The sequence below is a fragment of the Streptomyces sp. NBC_01334 genome (genome assembly GCF_035983595.1).
GTDB lineage: Bacteria > Actinomycetota > Actinomycetes > Streptomycetales > Streptomycetaceae > Streptomyces > Streptomyces coriariae.
Genome location: NZ_CP130719.1, coordinates 83,416 through 105,216, shown reverse-complemented (window position 1 = coordinate 105,216; position 21,801 = coordinate 83,416). Strand labels below are relative to the sequence as shown.

General features: G+C 68.8%; 18 protein-coding genes. 4 read left to right on the top strand and 14 right to left on the bottom strand.

What is annotated here, in order from left to right; translation table 11 throughout:
- Window positions 1–336: 336 nt before the first annotated feature.
- Window positions 337–2,394 carry a hypothetical protein gene (locus OG736_RS44955; RefSeq protein WP_327187969.1) on the bottom strand — a complete coding sequence of 686 codons (2,058 nt, stop codon included), beginning with the start codon at window positions 2,392–2,394 and terminating at the stop codon, window positions 337–339.
- Window positions 2,395–2,714: 320 nt separating this feature from the next.
- Here OG736_RS44955 and OG736_RS44950 point away from each other — a divergent pair, with 320 nt between their 5' ends.
- Both OG736_RS44950 and OG736_RS44945 read left to right on the top strand, forming a co-directional pair.
- Window positions 2,715–2,984 (top strand): hypothetical protein, encoded by a 270-nt coding sequence (locus OG736_RS44950; RefSeq protein WP_327187968.1) that lies wholly within the window; start codon window positions 2,715–2,717, stop codon window positions 2,982–2,984.
- 617 nt (window positions 2,985–3,601) lie between these two features.
- Window positions 3,602–3,895: a hypothetical protein gene (locus tag OG736_RS44945; protein ID WP_327187967.1), complete on the top strand. Its 294-nt coding sequence runs from the start codon at window positions 3,602–3,604 to the stop codon at window positions 3,893–3,895.
- Window positions 3,896–4,056: 161 nt separating this feature from the next.
- On the opposite strand, the gene OG736_RS44940 is transcribed toward OG736_RS44945, so the two are convergent.
- The 13 genes from OG736_RS44940 to OG736_RS44880 form a co-directional block, all read right to left on the bottom strand.
- On the bottom strand, window positions 4,057–7,518 hold the full coding sequence (locus OG736_RS44940; protein WP_327187966.1) for a hypothetical protein: 3,462 nt from the start codon (window positions 7,516–7,518) through the stop codon (window positions 4,057–4,059).
- On the bottom strand, window positions 7,518–7,970 hold the full coding sequence (locus tag OG736_RS44935) for a TadE/TadG family type IV pilus assembly protein (protein WP_327187965.1): 453 nt from the start codon (window positions 7,968–7,970) through the stop codon (window positions 7,518–7,520). The genes OG736_RS44940 and OG736_RS44935 overlap by 1 nt, the downstream gene beginning before the upstream one ends.
- Window positions 7,970–8,413, bottom strand: coding sequence for a TadE/TadG family type IV pilus assembly protein (locus tag OG736_RS44930; protein ID WP_327187964.1), 444 nt, complete (start codon window positions 8,411–8,413; stop codon window positions 7,970–7,972). The genes OG736_RS44935 and OG736_RS44930 overlap by 1 nt, the downstream gene beginning before the upstream one ends.
- 14 nt (window positions 8,414–8,427) lie before the next feature.
- Entirely contained in the window at window positions 8,428–8,850 is a 423-nt protein-coding gene (locus tag OG736_RS44925) for a TadE/TadG family type IV pilus assembly protein (RefSeq protein ID WP_327187963.1), read from the bottom strand.
- A gap of 2 nt (window positions 8,851–8,852) precedes the next feature.
- Complete coding sequence (locus OG736_RS44920) at window positions 8,853–9,068, bottom strand: hypothetical protein (RefSeq protein ID WP_327187962.1); 216 nt, start codon at window positions 9,066–9,068, stop codon at window positions 8,853–8,855.
- Window positions 9,069–9,114: 46 nt separating this feature from the next.
- On the bottom strand, window positions 9,115–9,999 hold the full coding sequence (locus tag OG736_RS44915; protein ID WP_327187961.1) for a type II secretion system F family protein: 885 nt from the start codon (window positions 9,997–9,999) through the stop codon (window positions 9,115–9,117).
- A complete protein-coding gene (locus tag OG736_RS44910; protein WP_327187960.1) occupies window positions 9,996–10,949 on the bottom strand; it encodes a type II secretion system F family protein in 954 nt (317 codons plus the stop codon). Before OG736_RS44910 ends, OG736_RS44915 begins: the two co-directional genes overlap by 4 nt.
- Window positions 10,946–12,322, bottom strand: coding sequence for a TadA family conjugal transfer-associated ATPase (locus tag OG736_RS44905; RefSeq protein WP_327187959.1), 1,377 nt, complete (start codon window positions 12,320–12,322; stop codon window positions 10,946–10,948). The genes OG736_RS44910 and OG736_RS44905 overlap by 4 nt, the downstream gene beginning before the upstream one ends.
- A gap of 106 nt (window positions 12,323–12,428) precedes the next feature.
- Window positions 12,429–13,256 (bottom strand): CpaE/TadZ family protein, encoded by an 828-nt coding sequence (locus OG736_RS44900; protein WP_327187958.1) that lies wholly within the window; start codon window positions 13,254–13,256, stop codon window positions 12,429–12,431.
- Complete coding sequence (locus tag OG736_RS44895) at window positions 13,256–13,888, bottom strand: SAF domain-containing protein (protein ID WP_327187957.1); 633 nt, start codon at window positions 13,886–13,888, stop codon at window positions 13,256–13,258. Before OG736_RS44895 ends, OG736_RS44900 begins: the two co-directional genes overlap by 1 nt.
- Before the next feature lie 99 nt (window positions 13,889–13,987).
- Window positions 13,988–14,452 carry an ATP/GTP-binding protein gene (locus tag OG736_RS44890; protein ID WP_327187956.1) on the bottom strand — a complete coding sequence of 155 codons (465 nt, stop codon included), beginning with the start codon at window positions 14,450–14,452 and terminating at the stop codon, window positions 13,988–13,990.
- A gap of 386 nt (window positions 14,453–14,838) precedes the next feature.
- A complete protein-coding gene (locus OG736_RS44885; protein WP_327187955.1) occupies window positions 14,839–15,381 on the bottom strand; it encodes a hypothetical protein in 543 nt (180 codons plus the stop codon).
- 942 nt (window positions 15,382–16,323) lie between these two features.
- Entirely contained in the window at window positions 16,324–16,986 is a 663-nt protein-coding gene (locus OG736_RS44880; RefSeq protein ID WP_327187954.1) for a hypothetical protein, read from the bottom strand.
- A gap of 571 nt (window positions 16,987–17,557) precedes the next feature.
- Between OG736_RS44880 and OG736_RS44875 the strand changes: the two genes are divergently transcribed.
- A complete protein-coding gene (locus OG736_RS44875) occupies window positions 17,558–19,069 on the top strand; it encodes a hypothetical protein (protein ID WP_327187953.1) in 1,512 nt (503 codons plus the stop codon).
- On the top strand, window positions 19,062–21,731 hold the full coding sequence (locus OG736_RS44870; RefSeq protein ID WP_327187952.1) for a hypothetical protein: 2,670 nt from the start codon (window positions 19,062–19,064) through the stop codon (window positions 21,729–21,731). Before OG736_RS44875 ends, OG736_RS44870 begins: the two co-directional genes overlap by 8 nt.
- The last annotated feature ends 70 nt before the right edge of the window (window positions 21,732–21,801 follow it).

The following is a 21,801-nucleotide window of genomic DNA, read 5'->3' as shown; positions in this document are numbered from 1 at the left end:
GCGGTACGAGGTCCGCTCCGCGCCCGCGGACGTGTCCGGCACCTCAGCCGTTGGTCAGGTGGCAGAGTTCAATGCGCGGTCAGTGGTCAGCAGCGGCCGACCCCTAGCCGCGCCGTTTCCCATGTCCTTACATCTGGTGGGTATGGGCGTCGCCGCCGGTGATCAGAGCGTTGAGGCGCTCGCCACTACTCGGCTACAGCGCCTTCCTGCATTGAATCCCACATGCCACCCTCTCGAGCGACCGTGACCTACTCAACTCCGCCGCCCTATCAAACGCCCCTGACGGAACAAAACGCTCTTTAATCGCAGCGGCACGAAAGCGGACTTGCGAATCTGTCAATGGCGGGAGCCTGGCGTGCGAGATACCTCGCGCAGGGTGTTGGTGACGACGTGTGCGAGGCGGTTCGCGGCGCCTGCCGCCTCGCCCGCCCGGTCTGCCACTCGACCGATGTTTCTGTGCAGCTCGGAGAACGCCCTCAGCTCGGGGAGCACGACGAGGCCGGGGTAGCCGTTGTCCATCAGCACATCACGCACTGCTGTCAGCCGGTCCGAACCGAGCCTGTTTTCAGCACGCGCCAGGGCAACGACGGTTGGCTTGCCAGGCAGGCCGTGCAGCTGGCGGCGCAGGTGGGTGGCGATCTCCTCCGGATCGCGGGGCAGGGCAACGGTCTCCAGCAGGTGAGCCCACGGCTGCAGTAGGTCGTCACCAGCCTCACGCGCGGCTTCCCACACGGGGAACTGCGACTGCCACACATCCCGTCCCCATTCCCTGATCGCGTCCTCCTCCACGGCGAGAGCAAACTCTTGCGCAACCTCTGCGCTTTCGCGCTCGCCGGGCCGGAGGCCCCTGAGGTTGCGGCCTTTGTTGCGGCCGGCCCACTGCGCCGCGGCCTGCGTCCACATGGCGCCGTGGCGGCGCGCGCCCTCTTTGGCCAGAAACACCAGAAAGTCGGCCCGCCACTCGTCCAGAAGTGGCGCTTCGTCTTCGGCGGGCAACCGCAAGTCGTCGTCCTCGTCGGGGCCAAACTGGTCCGCGAAGGCGTAGTACGACCACCATTGCTCGGCATCTTCGGGATCGGAGGCGTCGTAGACCGCGGGGTCACCGTCGGCTTCCCGGTTGGTCACGTAGACGAGGAATTCCTCATCGAGGAAAGTTAGAAGGCTCTCCAGCGGCTGCACATGGCGGCCGCTGGCGCGGTTGAACCGGTTGAACTCGTCGTTCAGCCACGCGAAGAACCGGATGCGGTCGGGGCGGCGATCGACGAGCCGCGCTCCGGCCCAGTGCCCCTCTTCGTGGGCTACCAGCGCCACGGTCACGTCGGCGAAGGCGGTCCACTGGCGGTCTGGAAAGCCTCCGTGCCCGGCGTCGATGATCACGATGTCGAACATGGTGCGCGCCTGGGCGATCACCTCGGTTGCGTCCGCGCTCTGGGGCACGGCGGAGGCACGGACGGTGCCACCGCCGTCGATCGCCACCAGGTCGCACCAGCCGTCGGGCGCGGTGCCCTGGGGTTTTGGACGGAAGGAGAGGACACCGTTCGGGTCTTCCTGTCCGGCGAGTATGCCTACGGCCGCGCCGCCGCGTGCGAGTGCTCCAGCGAGAGCCACGGCCGCTGTCGTACAGCCCAGACCGCCTCGGCCCGAACCGGAGGTCACAGCGACCACGCCGGTGACCTGGCTGCCGGGGCTGACAGGACGCGGGCGGATCTTCGTCGGCCTGGGCCCGGCCACTTCCTCTGGGACTGGGGCGCGCCGGGTCCAGTCCGGGGACTCGGCGACGAACAGACCAATTCTGCGCAGCGCCGTGCTCCACAACGGAGCGTCCGCGCTCTCCTCACGAAGCCGGTACCACGCCTCGCTCTCGCCCTCCGCGGGTCCTGTGTTGGTCCACAACGGGGTCAGTCCCGCAGCCGTGACGAGGTCGGCGGCTTCCTGGAGATCCTCCTGAGCTGCCTGAACGCTTCCGGTGCGGCTCGGCTGTACCTCGATCACCGCACGTTCCCCGATTCGTCCCACCGTCAGGCCGGAACGACGGCTGACTTGGGCACGAAGCCCCGGCACGCCCACCACGCCCGCGCCTGCGGTCGACGGCAGGATACGTGCGAGAACCTGGGCGACGAGGTCACCCGCCGGTCGCAGGAGCAGCGTGTCCACGTCCGGGGAAACGCCCTCCAGGCCGAAGGCCGTTCCTGAAGACACGAGAAGCGGGAGCCCTGACGGGGCTGGCCGGGCCAGCGACCTGAGCACGCAGGCTTCCAGCATCTGTTGCTGGGGTGATTCGGCGTTGGGCACGAGCCCGTTGAACAGGCCCCGGCTGCGGTACCACTGGAAAGCGGCGCTGTATGACTCACCGGTGTAGTCCATGCGCAGCCGCGCGGTCTTGTCGCGAGACACAGCGAATCCTTCTGCGGCACGACGACCCGGACCAACGCGCCGACAGACGACGATGGTCAAATCACTGACGAAGCATCCACTTCTTTCCGTCGTAGGCGCAGAAACGGGTCCGGGCCGGCTCCGCTGACGGTGGCTGCAGTCACAACCGTGAAGCAGTATACACACGCGGACCGCTGCTGATTGCGGAGCTGGCCACGGCGTCGACGACGACCAACAGTGGAGGCCCAGGCGCCGGGCCAACGGCTACGGACTGGCTTCCGAGCGCGCTCGAACTTGCTCACGCCATGCGGCAGGGTCGCGGTCCACGGACGAGTGCGCGCGTGAGCTCCGGCGTCCTGCTTGGTTTTGCTGGAGATCGATTTGTCCCGGTGTTTGCGGTCGGCGGCTGGGCGGCGCACACGGATCTCGGCGTCGTCGACGATTGCGGTCTGTCCCTCGGCGCCCTGGTGCGTGATGACGTCCGCCAGGGAACGCAGCCGAATGTCGGCGGCGACAGTGCGGCCACGATGCGCCATTCGCGGCCGCACCTCGCCGATGGCACGCGTCGTGGTGGAGCGGTCCCGCCGAACCAGCAGGTCAGCGCATCGTGAGAGATGCCATGAGGCAGATTGACCAGCGTAGCCAGCAGCCGGTCCATGAAGACGAATGTATGGCTTCGCTCCCGCTTCGGACGTCCGCTGGCGCGGCCGGGCCCAACGAGCGGCCTGGCGATGTTCACTCCACAACGGGCCGATCGCCGCGATGAGTTCAGCGATCACGTCTGGCCGCAGCCCCGTGACCCGATACTCCGAAACGATCAACTCGCGTGTCCCAAACCCCATCATGAACTGCTCAACGCGTTCCCTTCCCAGGGCATGGCCTACGTCCACGAGCTCGATACCGTCTCACGGCCTCCATCGGTCCACGTCCCGCGATGAGCCGGCCGACTACCCGCCCGACGAGCCAAGCAGGGCAACCTGCCGATGCCTGTACTGCGACGCGCCCACGCCCGGCTGGGGGGTCCGGGTGCGAGGTGTGGACGATGAGGGCGGTCCCGCGCAACGTGCGAAGGAGGCGCGGGACCGCAGCCGCGGCCGTCTTGTTGAGCCGGGCATCGGGACCGTACGGCACGCGGCTGCGGGATGGACGCGCGGCGCTCCGGGGAGGTACCGCCACAATTTGCATGGGCAGGTCGGCCGGGTGCCGCTGCTGACAGCGCCTCGCCAGCGTGGCGTATGCCGAGGAGGCGACAGGCCTGCGTTGTGTGGCCGTATTGCTGAGCATGATGCAGGGGGCGCCGGAACGGGAAGCGGTTCTCATGGAACGGGACGCCGCGCACGTCTGCCTCGACGAATCGCGCGCCGTGGGCTGGCTGCTGGTGACAAGTACGTGTCAGGTTGGCGCGCCGGAGCAAACGGACGGCCCCCCGCTGTACAGGTTCCTGTCGCAGCGTCCTCCGATGCGTTCATGGGGCTCGGCGATCGCCGGAAGCGGTTCCGGTTCGGGCAGTAACCTGATGTGAGTGCCGCTGTCCCCTGACATGGGAAGACCTGGAGTGATCCGGGCACTGGCATTTGAGGGGGCCCGAGGCAGTGGGCGTCACCGCAGGTCGGACACACCTGCGTTGTGCGCAGTTTGTGACGTCGCCCTCAGCCGGTAGCGGCGCACCTGCGTATGCAGCGGCTACAGAACCTTGCGCACTGGCTGGCCCGAGCCGTGGAGGAGCTCGTTGATGAGCTGCTCGGTCTCCCTCTCCAGAGAGCAGTCCAACGCTCGGTTGACCTGCTGGACGCGAGTGATGGCGGTGTGTAGACCCTGCCGGTTGCCGGCCGAGTACTCGATTCTGAGCCAGTCCCGGTACAGGAGCTCTGCGGTGTCGTCGACGTCGAGGCCGGTTGCGACGGCGAGACGAGCTGCGCTGAGATCGTGGTGTGGTCCCGCGGGGGTGCGGTAGGTGGCCACGGTGTGCGCTACGTCGATGATCCGCGTGACCATTTCCTGCTGGTAGGGCTCGGCCCAGGGCAGCGGTGTGCCCCCGAACGGCCTGCCGCGGACCAGGGTGAGCGCCTTTTCCAGCTCGGTCAGGCCGGATGGGCCGAGCGGCAGGGCGTGTTCGACGAGCTGCAGGAAGCGGGTCCAGTCGCACCGCACGCCGGGGGCGAGCCGGTAGGGGTCCTCGCCGGACTTCCGGCGGGGCACGTAGGGGTTGCCGGCGGGATCGCTGCCCAGGGAGCGGCGCAGGCCCTGCATCCGGGCGTTGAGGGTGCTCAGCCCCCACGGGCTGACGGGATCCATGTCGGAGCACACGGCGTCCGCACTCCGCCCCGGTCGGAAGAACAGCAATGCGGCGAGCTGAGCCATCCGTGGGCCGTGGCCGGTGCTGTCCACTCCCGTCACCTCGACCGGGCCCAGAACGCGGATGTCCGGCGCGCGCAGGTCATGAGCCGCCCCCTCAACGATGCCCGCATCCGTCTCCGGTGCCGTGGCCTCCGCAGCGGCATGCTCGGCGTCGGTCTCCGCGGTCTCCGGATCCTCGGCGGCCGGGGCCACCGGAGTGTCGGTCATCGGGGCGGGGTCCTCCTCGGCCTGAGGTGCCGGTGTGGAGGTGGGCAGGAGACGAAGTCCGGTCGGGTCGGTAGTGGCGGCAAGCAGGGCCGGGAAGACATCGCTGCTCAACTCTGTTGTTGGCGTCGCCGAGAGGCTCGTGCCCGCGTTGGTCGCGGGCGCGGCCGGCTCGTGGGGCTGAGTCTGCTCGGGGTGGTGCACGCTGTCGGGCTCTTCCGGTACGCCCTGCCACGGGCCCTCAGCCGGGTGCGCCGGCTGCGCGGACACTTTCAACGCGGTGGTGATCTGGAGGTAGGAGGCGTGCTCGAGGCGCTGAACCGTGACCTCGGTGCCGACGGAGTCGATTCGCTGCAGTGTGCTGAGCGAGGCGTTGAGGATTTCCGCCTCGGGGAAGTGCGCGGCAGCCGTACTCGCTGGGGCGATCAGGGTGACGGGAACCGTCCCGGCCTTGTCGATGACGTCGGCGAACTCCCACGCCGTGTCCGGGTCCAGAGCCGATGCGCACAGCAGCACGTAGGGCTGGTGACTGGTCTCGGGTATTTGGTGGGCTTCAAGCAGGCGTTCGCTCAGGTCGCGCAGCGCATGCCTGGCGTGGCGCATGTGGGCGATCCGTGCGGTGGGCAGAAGCTGGGGCAGGTCTTCGCCGAACCCGACGGTGACGATCTCGACTTCACTCGCCCACGGGCTCATCCCGAGTTCCAGGGCGAGCGAGGTGCACACCTCGGTGATGTGGACCGGGTTGCCGTCCAGCAGCAGCGCGGGTAGCCCGGCGAGGTCGAGCAGCAGCAGGTCGCCCGCCTCGGTGCTGCCGATCGTGACCAGCGCCGGGTACGGCGCCGGCACGGCCCGGGCGGCCTCGCCGTCCAGGAGCGCGGCATCAGAGGGCAGGACCCACCCGCCGCCTTGCCGCGAGGTGAAGGGGGCTACCGGTTCCTGGGCGAGGTCTTCAGGCAGCACCTCCACCGTGCGGGTTCCGATGCGGGCGGCCCGCAGTGGCGGCAGGACCGCGTCCTCTCCCTGCTGGGCCACGTGGTGGGCCAGGGTACGCAGCGGCACATCCAGACGGGCAGCACCGCCGGGCTCGGCTGCCGCCGCCAACTGGGCCTCGGCGGCGGACGTCTCCGACGCGATGGCGATCTTCTCGCCCGGCTTGCGGCGCCGACGCTGCAGCGTCCTGCGCACGGCGAGCGCACCGGTGATGGCGGCAGCGAGCAGCGCACCGGCGCCGAACACGATCCGCAGGTTCAGCGGGCTGCTGGCCGGCGACGTCGCCGGGGTCTGAGGTGCTGGCGTGCCGGGGGTGGAGGCAGCGCTACCGGACGGCTCCGCCGAAGCAGGCGGGGAGGCGGCCGAAGACGAGGCATTGGCGGTGGGCTCGGGCGTCGCCGACGCGGCTGCTGACGGAGAGCCCTGTTCCTGACCAGGTCGCTCGGCCGGGCGATTGGACGGTGCGGTGGGTGCCGAGGACTGCGGTGCGGGCGTCGCGCTCTGGCTGGGCGCGGGCGCCTGCGCATTGCCCGTGCCGGCGCCCGGCTTTTGTGCGCCGTCGGGGCTCTGGGTGGCCGGGGGAGTGGCCTCCTGGCTGCCCGACTCCTCACCCTGGCTGCGGTCTCGGGGCGGCTTGTCGGTCTCGGTACCGGGCACGGTGACTTGCTGTCCCGCGTAGACGATGTCGGGGTCGGTGATCGCGGGAAGGCCGTGCGGCTGTGGCTTGCCCTTGCTGGCCTCGAACAGCTGCGGCCATTCGTTGCCGTCGCCGAGCTCTTCCTCCGCGATCTTCGACAGGTAGTCGCCGGATTGGACCGTGACGACGTGCCCGTCCTTCTCGCCGGCAGCCAGGGCGCTGTCACCCAGCTGCGTACGGGCGCCTCCCGCGGCCGAGGCGGTCTCGGGCATCTGAAGCCGCCAGCCGGGCTGCAGAAAGCTGTTCGCGCGGAAGACCGTGCCGTCGGCCATGGTCCGGCCCTCGTTCAGGTCGGCGATCTCCCGCCACCGCTCGCCGTCTCCCAGCTGCTTCTCGGCGATGCCCCACAGGCTCTCCGCAGGCCGCGTATCGCGGACCGTATACGTCGTGCGGGACTCAGGCGTGCTCGCAGCGGGCGCCTGAGCCTGTTCGGTCTCGGCGGCCTGCGCCTGGGCCTGGCCGGGGACACGGGTCGCCGTGGTGGCTGGGGCGGCCTGGGCGTCGGATGCCAGCGCTGAGCTGGTGGGCAGCAGCACCAGGATGCTGCCGATCAGGAGAGCCGCGGCGCGTTGCGAGACGCCCATCCCGCGCGGGGCGTGCCAGGTCCGGCCCCGCACCTGTGCGATCAGCTCGCGTACGGCGCAGAACGTGAACTGCAGCCACCCGATCCAACCGACCGCGACGAGCAGCAGCAGGAACACGCTGCCGGTGTCCTGCCGGTCGAGCAGGTGCGTGAGGTCGTCATGGGTGGCAGCCCAGATGACCGGGGTGGCCCAGGACAGCAGCAGTGGCAGCCCGGCGACCGCGACTGCCAGGACCAGCAGGCTCAGCACGGCTTTGAGGACCCGCGCCAGGGTGCGGCCGGCGCTTGCGGCGGGAGAGGGGCTGGTGCGCATCAATTTCCTTCGGGAGCCGTGACGCCATGCAGGAGGGTGGCCTTGCCGTGGCCGGACACCGGCAGAGAGCCGATCCCCACCACCGATAGGAACTTCGTGTCGTATGAGCCGGTGACCGTGACGGTGAGGGACTTGTTGTCGCCGGACACGCTGACCGTGCCGGTGGCACCGGCGGAGCGCAGGTAGGTCTGGGCTGCGGCGGCCGCGGCCTGCGGATCCACGACGACTGCCCTCCCGCTGATCGCGTCGGCAGGATCGATGGCCTGCCCGCCGGCCCGCGCGGCTTCGCCGGCGATGTAGTCCGCGCGCTCGGTGGCCCGCATCTTGCTGCCGCCGTCGACGGCGACGCCGATGATCCCGATCAGCGCGATGACGCATACAGCGACGAAGACGGTGACGCCTCCCCGGTCGTCCAACTGTCCTCGGCGCAGGCACATCTGTCGGAAGGTCATCAGTCACCCCGCTGCCGGTACTGATCCACTACCGAGGTCGCGGTCGACGTGAGGGTCTTGGCTCCCGGCACGCCCGGAAGGAGAAGGTCTGCCAGATTGACGGTGCAGGTCACGGTCACGGTGACCGTGCCGACCTGCCCCACCGGAACGCTGAGACCGCCGGTGTTGATGCTGACGGACGTCGACGCGCACTTGATGCCCTGGTCATCCAGGGACTCGGCGGCCGCCGACTGCGCGGCGCTCTGGGCGCTCGCGGCCGTGCGGTGGATGGACGCCTCCCTCGCCGCGTCCTCAGCCGCCGAGTCGATCTTCGCGCCGGAGGTCACGATCCGGCCGCCGGCGATCGCCAGGCACAGGAACATGACCAATGCGGGGAGGACGATCGCCGCCTCGATCGCGGCACTCCCCTCATCGCTGCGGACTCTGCGAGCCCAACGGGCCATGGATCGCACGCGATTCACTCCGCCGGCACCCAACGCTCCAGGGGGCCGGACGCCGACTGCGTGATCTGCAGGCCTGAGACACCCGGGATCATCGACAGAGCCGTGCCGGACACCTGGACACGCACCCGCTGCCCGTCACTGCTGGCGGAGACGCTGTAGCCGCGCAGGCTGTCACCCGCAGTGCGCCCCAGCACGTCCTGTGCCTGGGCGGCACCTTCGGCCGGGCTCGACTGGTAGGCGCGGGCGGCGGTGAGGCCCTCGCGGGCAGCAGTCAGAGCGATCTGCCGTGCGTAGTACCACATGGAGGCCTGGATGACGGCGACCGTGGCGAGCAGCACGAACGGGAAGATGATCGCCATCTGGATGCTGGTGTCGCCCCGGTCGTCGCGCCATCGTCGCCCCTGCCACCAGTCCTTCAACCGCTCCGGACGAGACATCGCTACAGCCCGCTGAGCTTGCCGTTGTATTTGGTGATCACGATGGCGATGGTCCCGGCGATCAGTACGGCGCCGGTGACGGCCGCTACCCAGATGATGACGGTCGTCGTGCTGATGTCGCCGCGGTCCGGTCGCTGCCTGGCCTCCTCCAGGCTCTCTTGCAGGCGTGTGGTCAGCCAGTGCGCCGCACGGTAGGTGCGGGCTGCGGTGTGCTTCATGATCGGTGCTCCTTGCTCCTTAAGCGGTCCAGCAATTCGAGGTGGTCTAGACGGTGAGCATGCGGATGACCGCGGGGAACGCCATCAGGAGCATGACCAGGACGGCGAGCAGGGCTCCCGGAGCGGTCATCTTCTCGCTGGCGGCGTTCGCCTCCGCGGCCTGGTCGGCCAGCAGTTCGGCGTTGAGGGCCGCGGTGCGGGCCCGCAGCGCCTTGTAGACGGCGGCGCCGTCGGTGGCGCTGCCGCGCATGATGTCGGCGACGTCGTCGAGGACGGGCAGTCCGTACTGGGCGGACAACTCTGTGAGTGCCTGATACGGAGGGATCTTCTCCAGCCGGGCCCGGCGCAGCGCCCCCTGGAGATACAGGAAGGGCCAGCCCTCGCCGACCTCGGCGGCCTTTTCCAGGGCCTCGGCGGGGCCGGCGTCGGCTGCCCGCTTGAGCGCGACCAGGTCGAGGTAGGCGGACAAGGCGTGGGCGAACTCTTCCCGCGCCCGTTTGGCCTGGTCGCGCACGGCGAGATCCGGAGTGATGAACAGCAGCCCTGCGATGACCATTCCGACACCGGCGGGCACGTAGAACGGCAGGGAGACGCCGGCGATGACCCAGGGGATCGTCGCGATCACCGGGCAGAGCAGGCCGAGCGCGGCGAGCGCGGTCTTCTTGAGCATGAACTGGCCCGGCCCCTGCCCGAGCAGGGCCAAATTAGTGGTGGGGACCCGAACTCCCGGCAGCCGCTCGAGGCGGGGCAGCAGCCACCGGCCCCACACCTCCTCACGGTCCAGCTCCGGCTCGGCCATCGTCAAGGTCGCCGGGGCACTACGCCTCAGGGCCGGCCCCAGCGCAGGCTGGGGCTGCAGGAGCTCACGGATCAGCAGAGCGACGCCGGCGCCGACCGTACCGCCGGACAGCACCACGGGGATCAGGTTCACGGGATGGCTCCTTCCGGCTCGCGTGCAGCGATCGGCAGATCCGGCTCCGGCGCGGCCGTGGGCAGGCGGACGGTGCTGCTCGGGTCGGTGACCAGGAAGCGCGGGATACGGCGGAAGTTGCCCAGCTGCCGCATCAGAGCAAGCACGCCGACGAATCCGGCCGTCAGGAAGGCGAGCACGAGCTGTCCCAGGAGGGTGGAGTAGGGCTTGCTGTAAGAGGGCACGAAAAACCCGGCCACCACGACACCCACGGTGATGATGGTCATCCACCGCACCGTGGTCCGCGGCTTCGCCCGGTCCGCCTCGATGGCGCGCTTCTTCGCGACCTCGTCGCGGACCGTGCCCGCCAGGCCCTCCAGCGCCTGAGCCAGCCCCGGGCCGCGGTCGTTGACCGACAGGATGAGCGCGGCGACCACCTTGTCCGCCGTCACATCGTTCAGATCGTCGGCGAACGCGCGGAGCGCTCCTTCCGGCCGCCACCCCAGGCGCAGCCGGTCGGACAGGGTGACGATCTGCGGTGCGAGTTCATCCGGTGCGCCCTTGCGGCTGGTCATCATCGCCTGCTCCAGGCCCATGCCGAGGCGCAGCAGGCCGGCCAGGCGCTGGGTCCACTCGCTCAAGGCCTCCAGCTGGCCGATGCGGTCCTTTGCCATCTGCGCCGGGGTGATCAGCCAGGGCACTCCGATGACGCCGGAGCCGAGCAGCGCGCCGCCGACGAAGTTCCCCGAGACCAGCCATACGGTCACGAACACCACGACGGCCGCGACCATGAGCGTGCGCCGTCGCATCCGGGTGTCTTCACTCTGATTCCTCCCACCACGCAGGGATGCCTGCCAGCGCCGGTACAGCGGGGCCCGGCGAGGCGCCGTGGTGCCCACGACCCCCGCGACGACACCGACCAGCCCACCGACTACGGCCATTCCGCACAGCAGCCCGAACACCAGCGTCATCGGCCCGCCCCCACCTTCAGCGGGAGCGGCTCCGGCCAGGCCCCATAGGACTGCTGCAACAGGGAGGAGTCGAAGCCGGCACGGCGCAGGTCATCAATGCAGCCCGGGTCCATCCGGGGGACGGCCCGCAGGTCCCCCCACTCCCTGCCGGGGGAGAAGACCGTGTTGGTCGCCGGCCGGCCGTTCTCGCCGATCCCGGTCAGCTCCAGCACGTGGGAGACGTAACGGTGGCGGCGGCCACCGATCTGCGTCTCGTCCGTCATATCGACGTACACGATGAAGTCCAGGCCGTTGGCGGTCTGCCGGTAGGCCAGCGCTTCGGACAGGTTCCCCTGAGCGAGCGCGTACAGCTCGGCAATCCGGTCAAAGATGATGTCCGGGCGACGCGCGTGGATCGTGCACAGATTGCCGCCCGAGCCGTTCGTCAACGCCTGCATCATGGCCACGACCTCGGGGCCGCGGACCTCGCCGACCACGATCCGCTCCAACGACATCCGCAGCGCCGGGTGCATCAAGTCCAGCAACGTGACCTCACCGGCACCGCGACCGGTGACGTCCTTCTCCCCGTTGGACTCACGCCCGACCAAGGAGACGACCTGCCGGTGGTAGCCGTTGGCGTGGGCGAAAAGCTCGTCCTCGGTCTGGATGGTCGCGAACCGAGTCTCAGGGTCGAACTCCTTCAGCATCGCCCGCAGGAGGGTAGTCTTCCCGGCCTTCTGCTTCCCCGCGATCATTATGTTCTTCTCCGCGCGCACACACGCACCGAGGAACTCCCGCAGAATCGGGTCGATGGTGCCCAGCCGTACAAGGTCGTCAAGATCCGCGTGGGAGACCCGGTGCCGGCGGATGACCGCATAGGTCATCGGCCCGAGCCCCGTGATGGCCTGAAGCCGAGAGCCGTCCTGCAGGGACAGAGCCAGAGTGGGGTTCGCGGTGGAGATCGTGCGCTCGTTGTGCCCAGAGCCGCGAGCCAACTCCCGCAGCAACTCCAGCAGCTCCTCCTCAGAGTCCGCGATCGGACCCACCCGGCGGCGCTCGCCGTCCCCGTAGTCGAGCCACACCTCGCCCGGCCCCTGGATAATGATGTCCTCGACCCGCTCATCATCCAGGTACGGCTGGAGCCGGCCAGCACGGAAGAGAAGGTCATAGACGGCCCGCCGCAGAGCATCGTCTTCCTGCGGCGCCATCGCCTGGGCATCCGACCACAAGGCCACGGCCTCGTTGATCCAATCCAGGCAGCGCTGCTCCTCGCTCGCACGGTCCATGTCCGGTGTCGTCTTCAGCAGCTCCTCGCGCTGCTTAGCGACCTGCGCAGCGATATGCCGGGCGACCTTGTAATCGACCGTGACCTGAGGAGCCGCGGCGCCGAGCACCTGCGTACTCGAGGCAGCACCGGCAGAGACGCCGTCTACCTGGTGCTTCCACGCCTGCTGGGGCCGGCCAGGCGGCGGAACTACCGCGGGATCGGTGTGCAGAGGTCTACCGCGCACGGGTCACCCCGCCGTCCCCGACGCGCGCGCCAGCAGGATCGAGGCGCGCCCGCCGCAGCGCAGCCCGCTGAACCACCAGCGCGCTGCCCGTACGGGCAGCCTTCATCAGCGGTGACCTGGTGAAGTGACGCGGCTGCTCCGCGCCGTCGGACAACACCTTGGCGTCCTTGGGTGCGTACGGCAGGGTCGCGACCACCGGCACCTGGAGCACGCGTTGCACCTCGCCCGCGGGATACGGACCCTCGTTGATCATCAGCACGCTGACGTCGCCGACCCGTTCCTCCAGCGCGCGCACCCGCCCCTCTGCTGCTTGGAGGCAGCGCAGGGTGTTGCGCACAACGACGAACACGGCGTCGGCCTGTTCGGCCAGGACACCGGGCGGTCCGAAGGCCCCTCGGCGGCCGAGGTCGATCAGAACGTCGTGACCGTGCTCGGCCGCGATGCCACGGAAGATGACCCCCAGGGCCTTCCAGACCGAGCCGAGACTCGCCGCCTGCACGGGATCAGTGATGCCAGGCAGCAGCAACCGGTCGTGTGGCGCGTCCTTCGTGCCGTCCTCGCTGCCCAGATCGATCAGCTGGCGCCAGAACGCGTCGCCGAGGTCGCCCTGCCGGGCGGCGACGGAGAGATTCCGCAGCCCGTAGCGGTCCCCGAGCGTGCCCTGCAGCAGCCCGTGCAGCACGGCGCCGCCGTCCGGGTCGCACTCGGCCAGCATCATCCGCCGACCCGGCTCCAGCGGCCAGGACAGCAGCAGGGCCAAGGCGGTTGTGGTGACGCCGGGCGCGCCGCTGCATCCGGCAAGTGCGATGACGGTCATCAGCTGCCGTCCGGGGCGGCGAGAACCAGGCGCAGGACGCCGGCGGCTACCCACGCGGCAGCCTTGGGACCGTCCGTGGCAGATGTGGCGACATCGACCACCACAATCCCGGTGCCGGGAGCTGCTCCAGACGCCTTCACGACCCGGCCGTCGATGGTCTCCGGAGCGGCATCGGACGTTTCACCCGTGCTTGTCGTCCCCTGCGCTGGAACGTGCACGAGCTGGACCTTCTGGCCCGGCACCAGCGCCGTGGCGGGGATCTGCTTGGGCTCGAGACCGATCGGCACCAGCTGCTCGCCGGCCTTCACCAGCGAATCCTTCGTCACCTGCGACGGGGTGAGAAGAGACCCGGGCTTGAGCTCCACGGCGGCCCGCTTACCGACCACCGAGTCCACGTCGTCGGAACGCACCGCCTTGACGGCGGGATCCAGAGCGAGGGAAGCCGTGCCCAAGTCGTCCTCCGTGAGGACCTGGCCGACCTGGACGTCGCGCACCACGGTCACCACCTCTGTGCGGTCACCGACCTGCAACAGCAGGACGGCAACACCGGCACCCCCGGCGGCGATCAGCGCCAACGACAGGGCGATGAGACCTGGTCGACGCCTGCGTGCCGACACACGTGGCGGAGCCACCGGGCTGGTCACCTGCCCTGGCTGAGGGACTCCGTTTGCCGCCCTTGCTGGTCCAGCTTGCTCTTTGGTCCTACTCAACGCTCTGTCCCTTCCGGCGGCTCATCTGACAACCTGCACTTCGCCCATTGCCACCTGCATCTGGGACTGGCGGGTCTCGACGAGTTGTCCGCTCTCCCCACCGCCATTGACCTGCCAGTCCACCGTCCAAGTCGAGGTCGCGGTCACGGTGAACCTGCCGCCAGTCTGGGATGCCGAGGTACGGGCGTAGGTGTGGCCACAGGTAGGGGATTCCTGCATGCCGTCGGAGGCCGCGTAGGGCGTACCAGCGCCGTTACATGTCACAGCGGATCCGTCGCCCATCGCCCAGACGATTTTTGTAACCCTCGCAGTCGCGAGCACCGTCACGCCGCCGGCAGTGGCGCTGGCAGAATTGGGGCCGAAGGTAGTGGGGCTCGTGTTCACCCACATCCACATCGGGACGCCCACGACGTACTTGCCGTTCGCCCGAGGGCTCGCGATGTCCGGGCCGGAGAGTTGCATCTTGGCGACGGCCTGCTCGGCCACCTCAGCGGGATCCACAGCAGGGACGTTCACTGCGTCATCGGCTACGAAGTACGTGTACACCGGAGTAGTGCCTGGCCCGGTCCGGCAAGAGCGTTCGTACACGGCGCCACCGTCTTCTGGCGACTTGCCCTTCCAGTACATGCTGCCCTCAGGGGGCTGTGGGTCCAGCTTCTTGACCGTGCACACGGGCTTGCCGCTCGAGCTTCCGCTGCCGGGATCGGAAGCCTGGGAATTCGATCCTGACGTGGCCGCATCATCGTCGGCCTCGCAAATTACCCACTTGCTAGCCGCGCCGCAGCCCCCGCCCGAAGGCGTGGCCGAGAATGCCGACGATGCCGGTAACAGTGATACCACCGTTACCGCCGTCAGGCCGGCGCATAAGTGGGTTAGCAAGCGCGCTGTTCCGGCGTGACGTCTACGATCTTCCACTGCTTCCCCCACTTCTCCGCGTCGATCCTCGTCACGTAGCGAATGAGCCTGCCCTCCGGCATTTCGACGGGCTTGCCGGACTTTCGGTAGATGAACCTCCAATCTGTGCTGTCCAGGCAGTCCGTCAGCTTCGCGGAAGGAACCTTCCTACCCGGTTCGAGACTGACGACCGTTGTGTCGTGGGAAGGGGCGCCGGTGGTCACGATCCCCTTGTTATGCAGGTCCTTGAGATCGTCTTGAGTGCTGGACAGCGCCTCACCAGCTGCGTACTGGGCAAAGGAGGTTCCAGCGGTGTCGCCCTTGGCATACGCCTTGACTTGCTCCGCCCAGAAATCCTCGTACGCCTGCAGTACAGCCTCGTTGGTTTGCTTCTGCGTACCGGCGCTGGCCGACGACGTCTCGGGGGCAGGCGCACTGCTGGTGGGGACAGGGCTCTTGGCGGAGCCGTCGGAGTCGTCGCCGCTCCCGCAGGCCGACAGAGCGATCAGACCGCTCGCCATCAGTAGCCCGGTTGCGTGCCTCCGGATGCGAACTGCGGTGAACCCTGACGGGCGTCGTTGTGCACGTGTCACGATGTGTCTCCCCGTACGACGCTGTGCGGTGCGACCGCTGCTTCGGGCGCCTACGCACAGGCAGTCCAGATCGGCGGCCGGGTCGGCTGCAGTGATGCGTTGCGTGATGGCAAGTTACGCATATGCCTGCGGCTGGTTTCGAGTGTTTGTTCGTCGGCCTGCTTGGTGAGTTGTGTTTTTGGCTGTGAAGTTGAGGTGCGCGATGCGCTGCGGCGTCCGCCCATCGTTGCTCGGAGTCTCTGCATCGCGAGCCGGTTTGGGGTGATTTCGTGTGGTACTCAGACGTTCCCTGGTTGGCGATTTTCTAGGTCGAGCCACTGGCTGGGACATGCTGGGACGCGTGGGGCTGTTGGGGCACCTGGCGCGATGTGGCCGGAACGGGATGCGGAAAACGGACCGGCCGCCCCTGTTCCGTGTGCGGGTGGTCTATCGGGTCGGCTGAACTCGGTGAAGGATGGCCACACGTTGATCACCTCTCCATCGAGGGTGGCGCGTCGGCGGGGAAACCTGCGGCGGAGCTCGTCGAGATCTTCCAGTTCGTAGTTCCCGACCCCCTACTACCCAGACGTCCCCGATGCGGCTGACGGACCGGATCGGGGTTGAGGGCATGTAGTTCCATGGATCTTCCTTCTGGTGAATCGAATCCCCCGCCAACGCCATCTGGCGCCTCCGGCCTGTTTTGGGTAGGGCGAGTTGAGGGGCGTTCGCGATGTGCACTGGTAAATTACTTGTTCACTCATGCAAATGTCGAGTGGCTTGGAGGGCCGTTGCAGGACTGCGACATTCGGCTGCCTAATACTCCAGCTATGTCCGGGTCCGCGAAGCGTTCCTCCAGGTCGGAGCCAGTCTGCACGTCCAGGTCGAGTTCGCTTACGCCCGCCAGCAGGAAGCGGCGGCGGGTGATGCGGGTGAGCCGGTCGTCGGGGTCGGCGGCGAGGACGTGACGCGGTCGCGGTCCTCCGTGTCGTCGAGGAGCGCGGCGATCAGGTCGCCGGCGCGGGCGTGCGGGTCGGCGAGGGTGAGGGCCTCGCCTCGCTCAAGGCGGACGCGGAGGTCGGTGAGCTGGGTGAGCAGGCTCCGCAACTCCGGGGTGACAGCGTCGGCGGTGAGGGAGTCCAGCCCGAGCCGGGAGCGGGCGGCGAGCAGCCACTCGTACGCGCCGCGCTCGTCGTAGGCGGATTCGACCAGGTCCTCGGTGAGGCGGGCGAGGGGGGCCGCCGTGGCGTCGATCGAGCGAAGCTCGCGGAGTGCAAAATCGTCCTCGGCGTCGATTCGTTCGGCTCGGCGCAGCAGCGCGGACCAAAGGGCCTCGTCGGCTTCGGCGTCGGGCAGGGAGGCCGGGGAGACGTTCGAGTCGTCGGCCAGTGGCCGGCGGTCGAGCTGGCGCAGGCACAGCAGGCTGCCCAGCGTCTCGACCAGCTGCCACGGCGTGAAACGGTCCCGCAGCGCGATGATGCCGAAAAGGGCCAGCTCGGATCGGAGCTCCTCCGGGGCGGCGTTGCCAAGGCCGGAGGCGATCAGCCAGTCGGTCACCTGCGCACCGTCGAACAGCGGCCGTCCTGAGTTCTCGGAGATGGCGGCGGGGCACGACAGGGCGCTTCACCCGGCGAACGTCGCGATGTCGGACATCGACACCAGGAGGGGCGCCGGTGCTGGGGAGCGGAGTGCCGAGTTTGGCGGACCAGTGCCCACGGTGCGCATCCCTCCCCCGCTCATCTATCGTCACATCAGCCGCTTCGGCCATCAGGCCGGGCCTTGTCTTGCGTCACGGCTTGCAGTGGATTCTCGTCCGACGCCACAAGACGATACGCCGACCCTGGCTACGTGAGTGCGCCTTCATCTGATAATGACGGTTATCAGACATGGCTGCAGATTCACCCCGTCGGGCTGTCTCATCCGGCTGGGTGATTCACATCCGAAGTGCCTCTGCCTCCCGAGAGATGCGCCAGAATGACGGATCAGTTTCCCGACTGAACAGCACTGAGGGGGTGACAGCGGGAAATGGTCGAGCGCAGCCGCGGACTGTCTTGCCGCAAAGGGCTCACTGCGCGGCGCACCAACCGGCCAGCGGCGTTCAGCTGCTCTGGGTCCGATGGTTGAGCGTATGGTCGCTGCCGGTGGGAAGAGGCAAACACCGGAGCTCGTGGACGGACCGGGCTGGAGCCGCCCCGGACTGGACGTCGCCGCGGGCCGTTATCCGCTCTCGGTGGAGCGGCATGTGGGGCGCATGGTCGATCACTTGGTGCCAGGGGTGACCACGTTGACGCCGCATGCGCGTTACTACGCTCTGCACGGGCTGATCGCAGCGCAAGCCGATGCGGAAGACCTGACGGTCCCGGCCGCCCAGACTCTGCTCAGGCGCGCTGAAGTGGCGTTGGCCGCCGTGTCGTTCGCGCATCATCCGCAGGCTCTGGAGTGGCTGCCGCGTGCCCATGGGGTCGATGCCCTGGCCCGACGGCTGCACGCCGGCACGGTCGCCATGTCCGAGGCCGAGGTCCCGGGCAAGGACGGGTACGTGGGCAACTCGTGGGGGTTCTGGGCGCCGTACGCCGGATCCGAGGTCGCGCTCGGCATCCTCGGTGCGGGCCCCATGCCGGTTCCCGGACCGCGGTTGGAGACCGCGGCACTACGAGCTGGGCTGGGCGGGCTGCTCGAACTGGCCGCCGAGGACACGCTGAACGTGGATGATCTCGCCTCTTTCGGGGACCGGCTGTGCGTCTGCGTGGGCGGTGAGCATCCTGACGGGGCGTGGCTGGCGGACCTCATGTGCAAGCCCGGTGCACCGGGCGAAGCAGGCTCCCGCTCGGTAACACGACGACAGACGATTCAGCTTCTGGCTCGTGTGGTCGCCACGCATCCCGTTCGATATTTCGCCCGCGACATCGGCCATGTGCTCGCTTTCGGCGACTTCCTGATGACTGATCCCGTGACCAACGGCATCGACGCGGCTGGTGCCTGGCGTGGAGTGGTGCTGCGAAACTATGCCGTCGGAGCGTGGCGCCGCCTGTGGTCCTGGCTCGTGGAGCAGGTGGACGGACTGCTACCGATCGAGGAAGTGGCCGACCGCTTCGCCGCTGAGCTTCCGGACATGACGGTGGACGCGTTCCTGTCCTCCCTTCCCGCGACGCAAAGCACGACCGAAGCGCCGTTGCCCGCCGAGCACGACCTGAGGTGGGCGGGTGATTCCTTGCCCCTTTCCGAACTGCGAGTGCTCGCCGCCGGTGCCCGTCGGGTGGACGAACTTACCGGTCGGGTCCGGGACGCGTTTCTAGGCCAGCGCGGTGTCGAGCTCGGCCCGGAATGGGTCCAGCGGCGGCTTGACGAAGCGCGGCCCATGAAACTGCGCGATGTGGCCCGCCGACTCACCTACGACCTGGTGGCGCGGTCGCAGCGGATCGCGCTGGCCAAGGCCCGCCGACGTGCTGACGGCACGCTGTGGTTACCGACCCGGCTGCACGAGCGGGGCGGGCTGCTGTACCGGACGAGCCAGGAGGGGCGCGGTGACGTCGGGCTACGGCTGGACCAGCTCGGGACCGTCCTGGCCACCTGCGGCGTGCTGCACTACGACGACCAGCACTGGTCGGTGACCAGGAGCGGGAGGGCTCTCGTTGACTGAGACCGCACCGGCACCGGTCGTGGTGGAGCCACCAACCGCGTTCGCCTCTCCGTTGACCCTCATCCTCGACGAGGAGCGCACGGGCGGGCGGAACCTGCAAGAAGCGCTCTTCCTCAGCTTCACCGCCGATCTCGGCTTCTTCGAGGAGGTAGCCCTCGGCGTCACCCAGTCCACCGGCGCACGCGTCACGGTGGCGGGAGACGTCTCAATGGCCCGGAACGATCCCCGGTCCGTCCGGCGGGCCGGCCGCAGCTACCTCGCCGGTCTGGCCTACGCCCAGGGTGCCGCGTTCCATCCCAAGCTGATCGTCCTCGCCGGACCGGAACACGCCATCATCGCTCTCGGCTCCGGCAACACCACGCTGGCCGGCTGGCAGGCCAACGCCGAACTGTGGACGGTTCTGCGAGTGGACGGCGAGCAGAGTCCCGCCGCGGTTCCGGAGCTGTCGGCATGGCTGCGCGACCTCCCGGAAAAGGTGAGGTTCTCCGCCGGAGTGCCACAGTCGCTGAGTCGGGTCGCAGCGCTGCTGGACCGGCTCCACCGCGACAGGACACCCAAGGCGCCACAGGTCCGCGTCGTCAGCAGTCTGCGTTCGCCGATCATCGATCAGCTGCCGCAGGGGCCCGTCGACGAACTGGCCGTGTTCGCGCCCTTCTACGACCGGCGCTCGATGGCACTGCGGCGGCTGCTCGAACGCTTCCGTCCGAGCCGGTTCACCCTCGCCTACCAGCCCGGGCTCAGCGATCTCGACGGTCCGTCGGTCGCCGCCCTGGTGAAGGAGTACGACGGACGCGTCATCAGCGACAACGACCAGCGGTACCGCCACGGGAAACTCGTCGAGTGGGTCTCCGAGGGGCAGCGGTGGGCCCTGACCGGCAGCCCGAACCTTTCCGCCGCGGCCCTGCTGCTTTCCCAGGGCGAGGGAGGCAACTGCGAACTCGGCGTCATCACCCCCATTCCCGCCACCCTCCTTCCGGACGGCACCGACGAGCCCGCCACCCGGCTGCACACGGCCCCGCCCCTCCCCCGCCCCATCGCCAGCAGTGGGCCGCTGCTGCTCGGTGCCCTACGCGTACCGGACGGCCTGGAGATCAGCGTGGCCCGGCCTCTCTCCGACATCGCTCACCTGGAGTTGTCTCAGGCGGCAGCACCGCCGGAGGCATGGGAGCGCATCGCCGACATCCCGCCCGGACAGGCCACGCTGACGGTGACGGCTCCGGCTGATGCGGGCAGCCGTGTGCGCCTGGTCGTAGTCGACAGCGACGGCGTACCAAGCTTCGGCAACATCGTGTTCGTCGTCGACCCTGACCGCGCTCTGCGCCGAATGACCCCGGCACAGTCCCAGACCCCCACAACACGGCCACCCGACCTGTTCGCGGATCCCCGGCTCGCCGAACGATTCCTGGGCGACCTGGAAACCCTCCGTACGGGACTGACCCCCACCCCAGCGGGCGTATCCGCGAGCAGCAGCACTGGCGGTGCGGCCGCGACGGTACCGCTGGACGGAGACGAGGACGGCTGGGAGCGCTATCTGGACGAATGCGCCGGACGCGTCGGGCACCCGCTCACTCGTTTCGCGCTGGGGCTACCCCTGCCCACCGACACCAGCACGCCCTTTCAGGACCTGCTCCCCGTCTCCTGGGACGAGCGGTTCACCGACGACATCGAAGCCGCCCTCGACGATGACGACGCCGAGGCCGTGGCAGCAGAGCACGACCCCGAGGCAGCCGGTAGCGAAGCGAACGCCATCACCCTGCCCGACCTCCGGCAGGCCGACCAGGAAGTCCGCCGTAGATACCGGCGCTGGGTGGAGCGCCTCGTCGCCCTCGCTCCCCAACTGGGCCCTCCGGAGCGCATGCTCGTCGTCCGGCTGACCTTGTGGACCGTCGCGGCAGGCGCCTGGCCCCCGGCACACACCGACTGGCTGCCACTGCTCTCCCGGGCCGTTCGCGCACTGAACCGAAACGATCTCCCCGAGCGGATCGAGCCGCAGGTCGCCAGCCTCGCCGCAGTCGCCCTCGCCGTGCTCCGAAGCCACGCCCCACGCTACGAGATCACCCCTGAGACACTCGCCTTCAACGAAGCCTCCCAGGCAGTCGGCCACCTGCTTCCCGCAGTGGACTCCGCGTACGTCGCGGAATACACGGCCCCGCTCGACACAGCCTTCGGCCCAGCCGTCGACCAGGCCGCCGTGCTCGATGTCGCGTCGGACGTCGTCCAGGACGATCCCCTCACTGACGCCGTATGGTCCCTCGCCGAGAAGGGGCGCGACGTACACCGCCACGGACGACTCCTGCTCCATGTCACCGGCCGCTTCAGCAACCCCGCGCTGGTGGCACTCGAAGCAGTCGGCTCCGCCGAGGATGCGCCCCTGGTCGGGGCCTGGGCCGACTCGGGCTCGGAGTCCGGCGGGGGAGGTTGGGCGCTGGTTGTCTGGCGTCGACCCGACCTCATCGTGGTCGATGCTCGCCGGCCGATTCCCCTCTGGCGGCATTACCGGCTCACTGGACTTGTAGGCCCCCGAGCTCTCGCCGCACAGCGCAGCTTCGAATCCGCTGCCTCCGTACCCCACGGCCCCCGCAACCAGCCATTCGAACTGGCTCACCAAGTCCTGTCGGATCTCGGCCTGGTCGGACCCCAACCACCGCAATGTGAGCCATAGCCTGGGGAGTTTCTACATGTCCATCGCGGAAGATCCGCGTCACGGACACTCAATCACCGCGCACTCACGA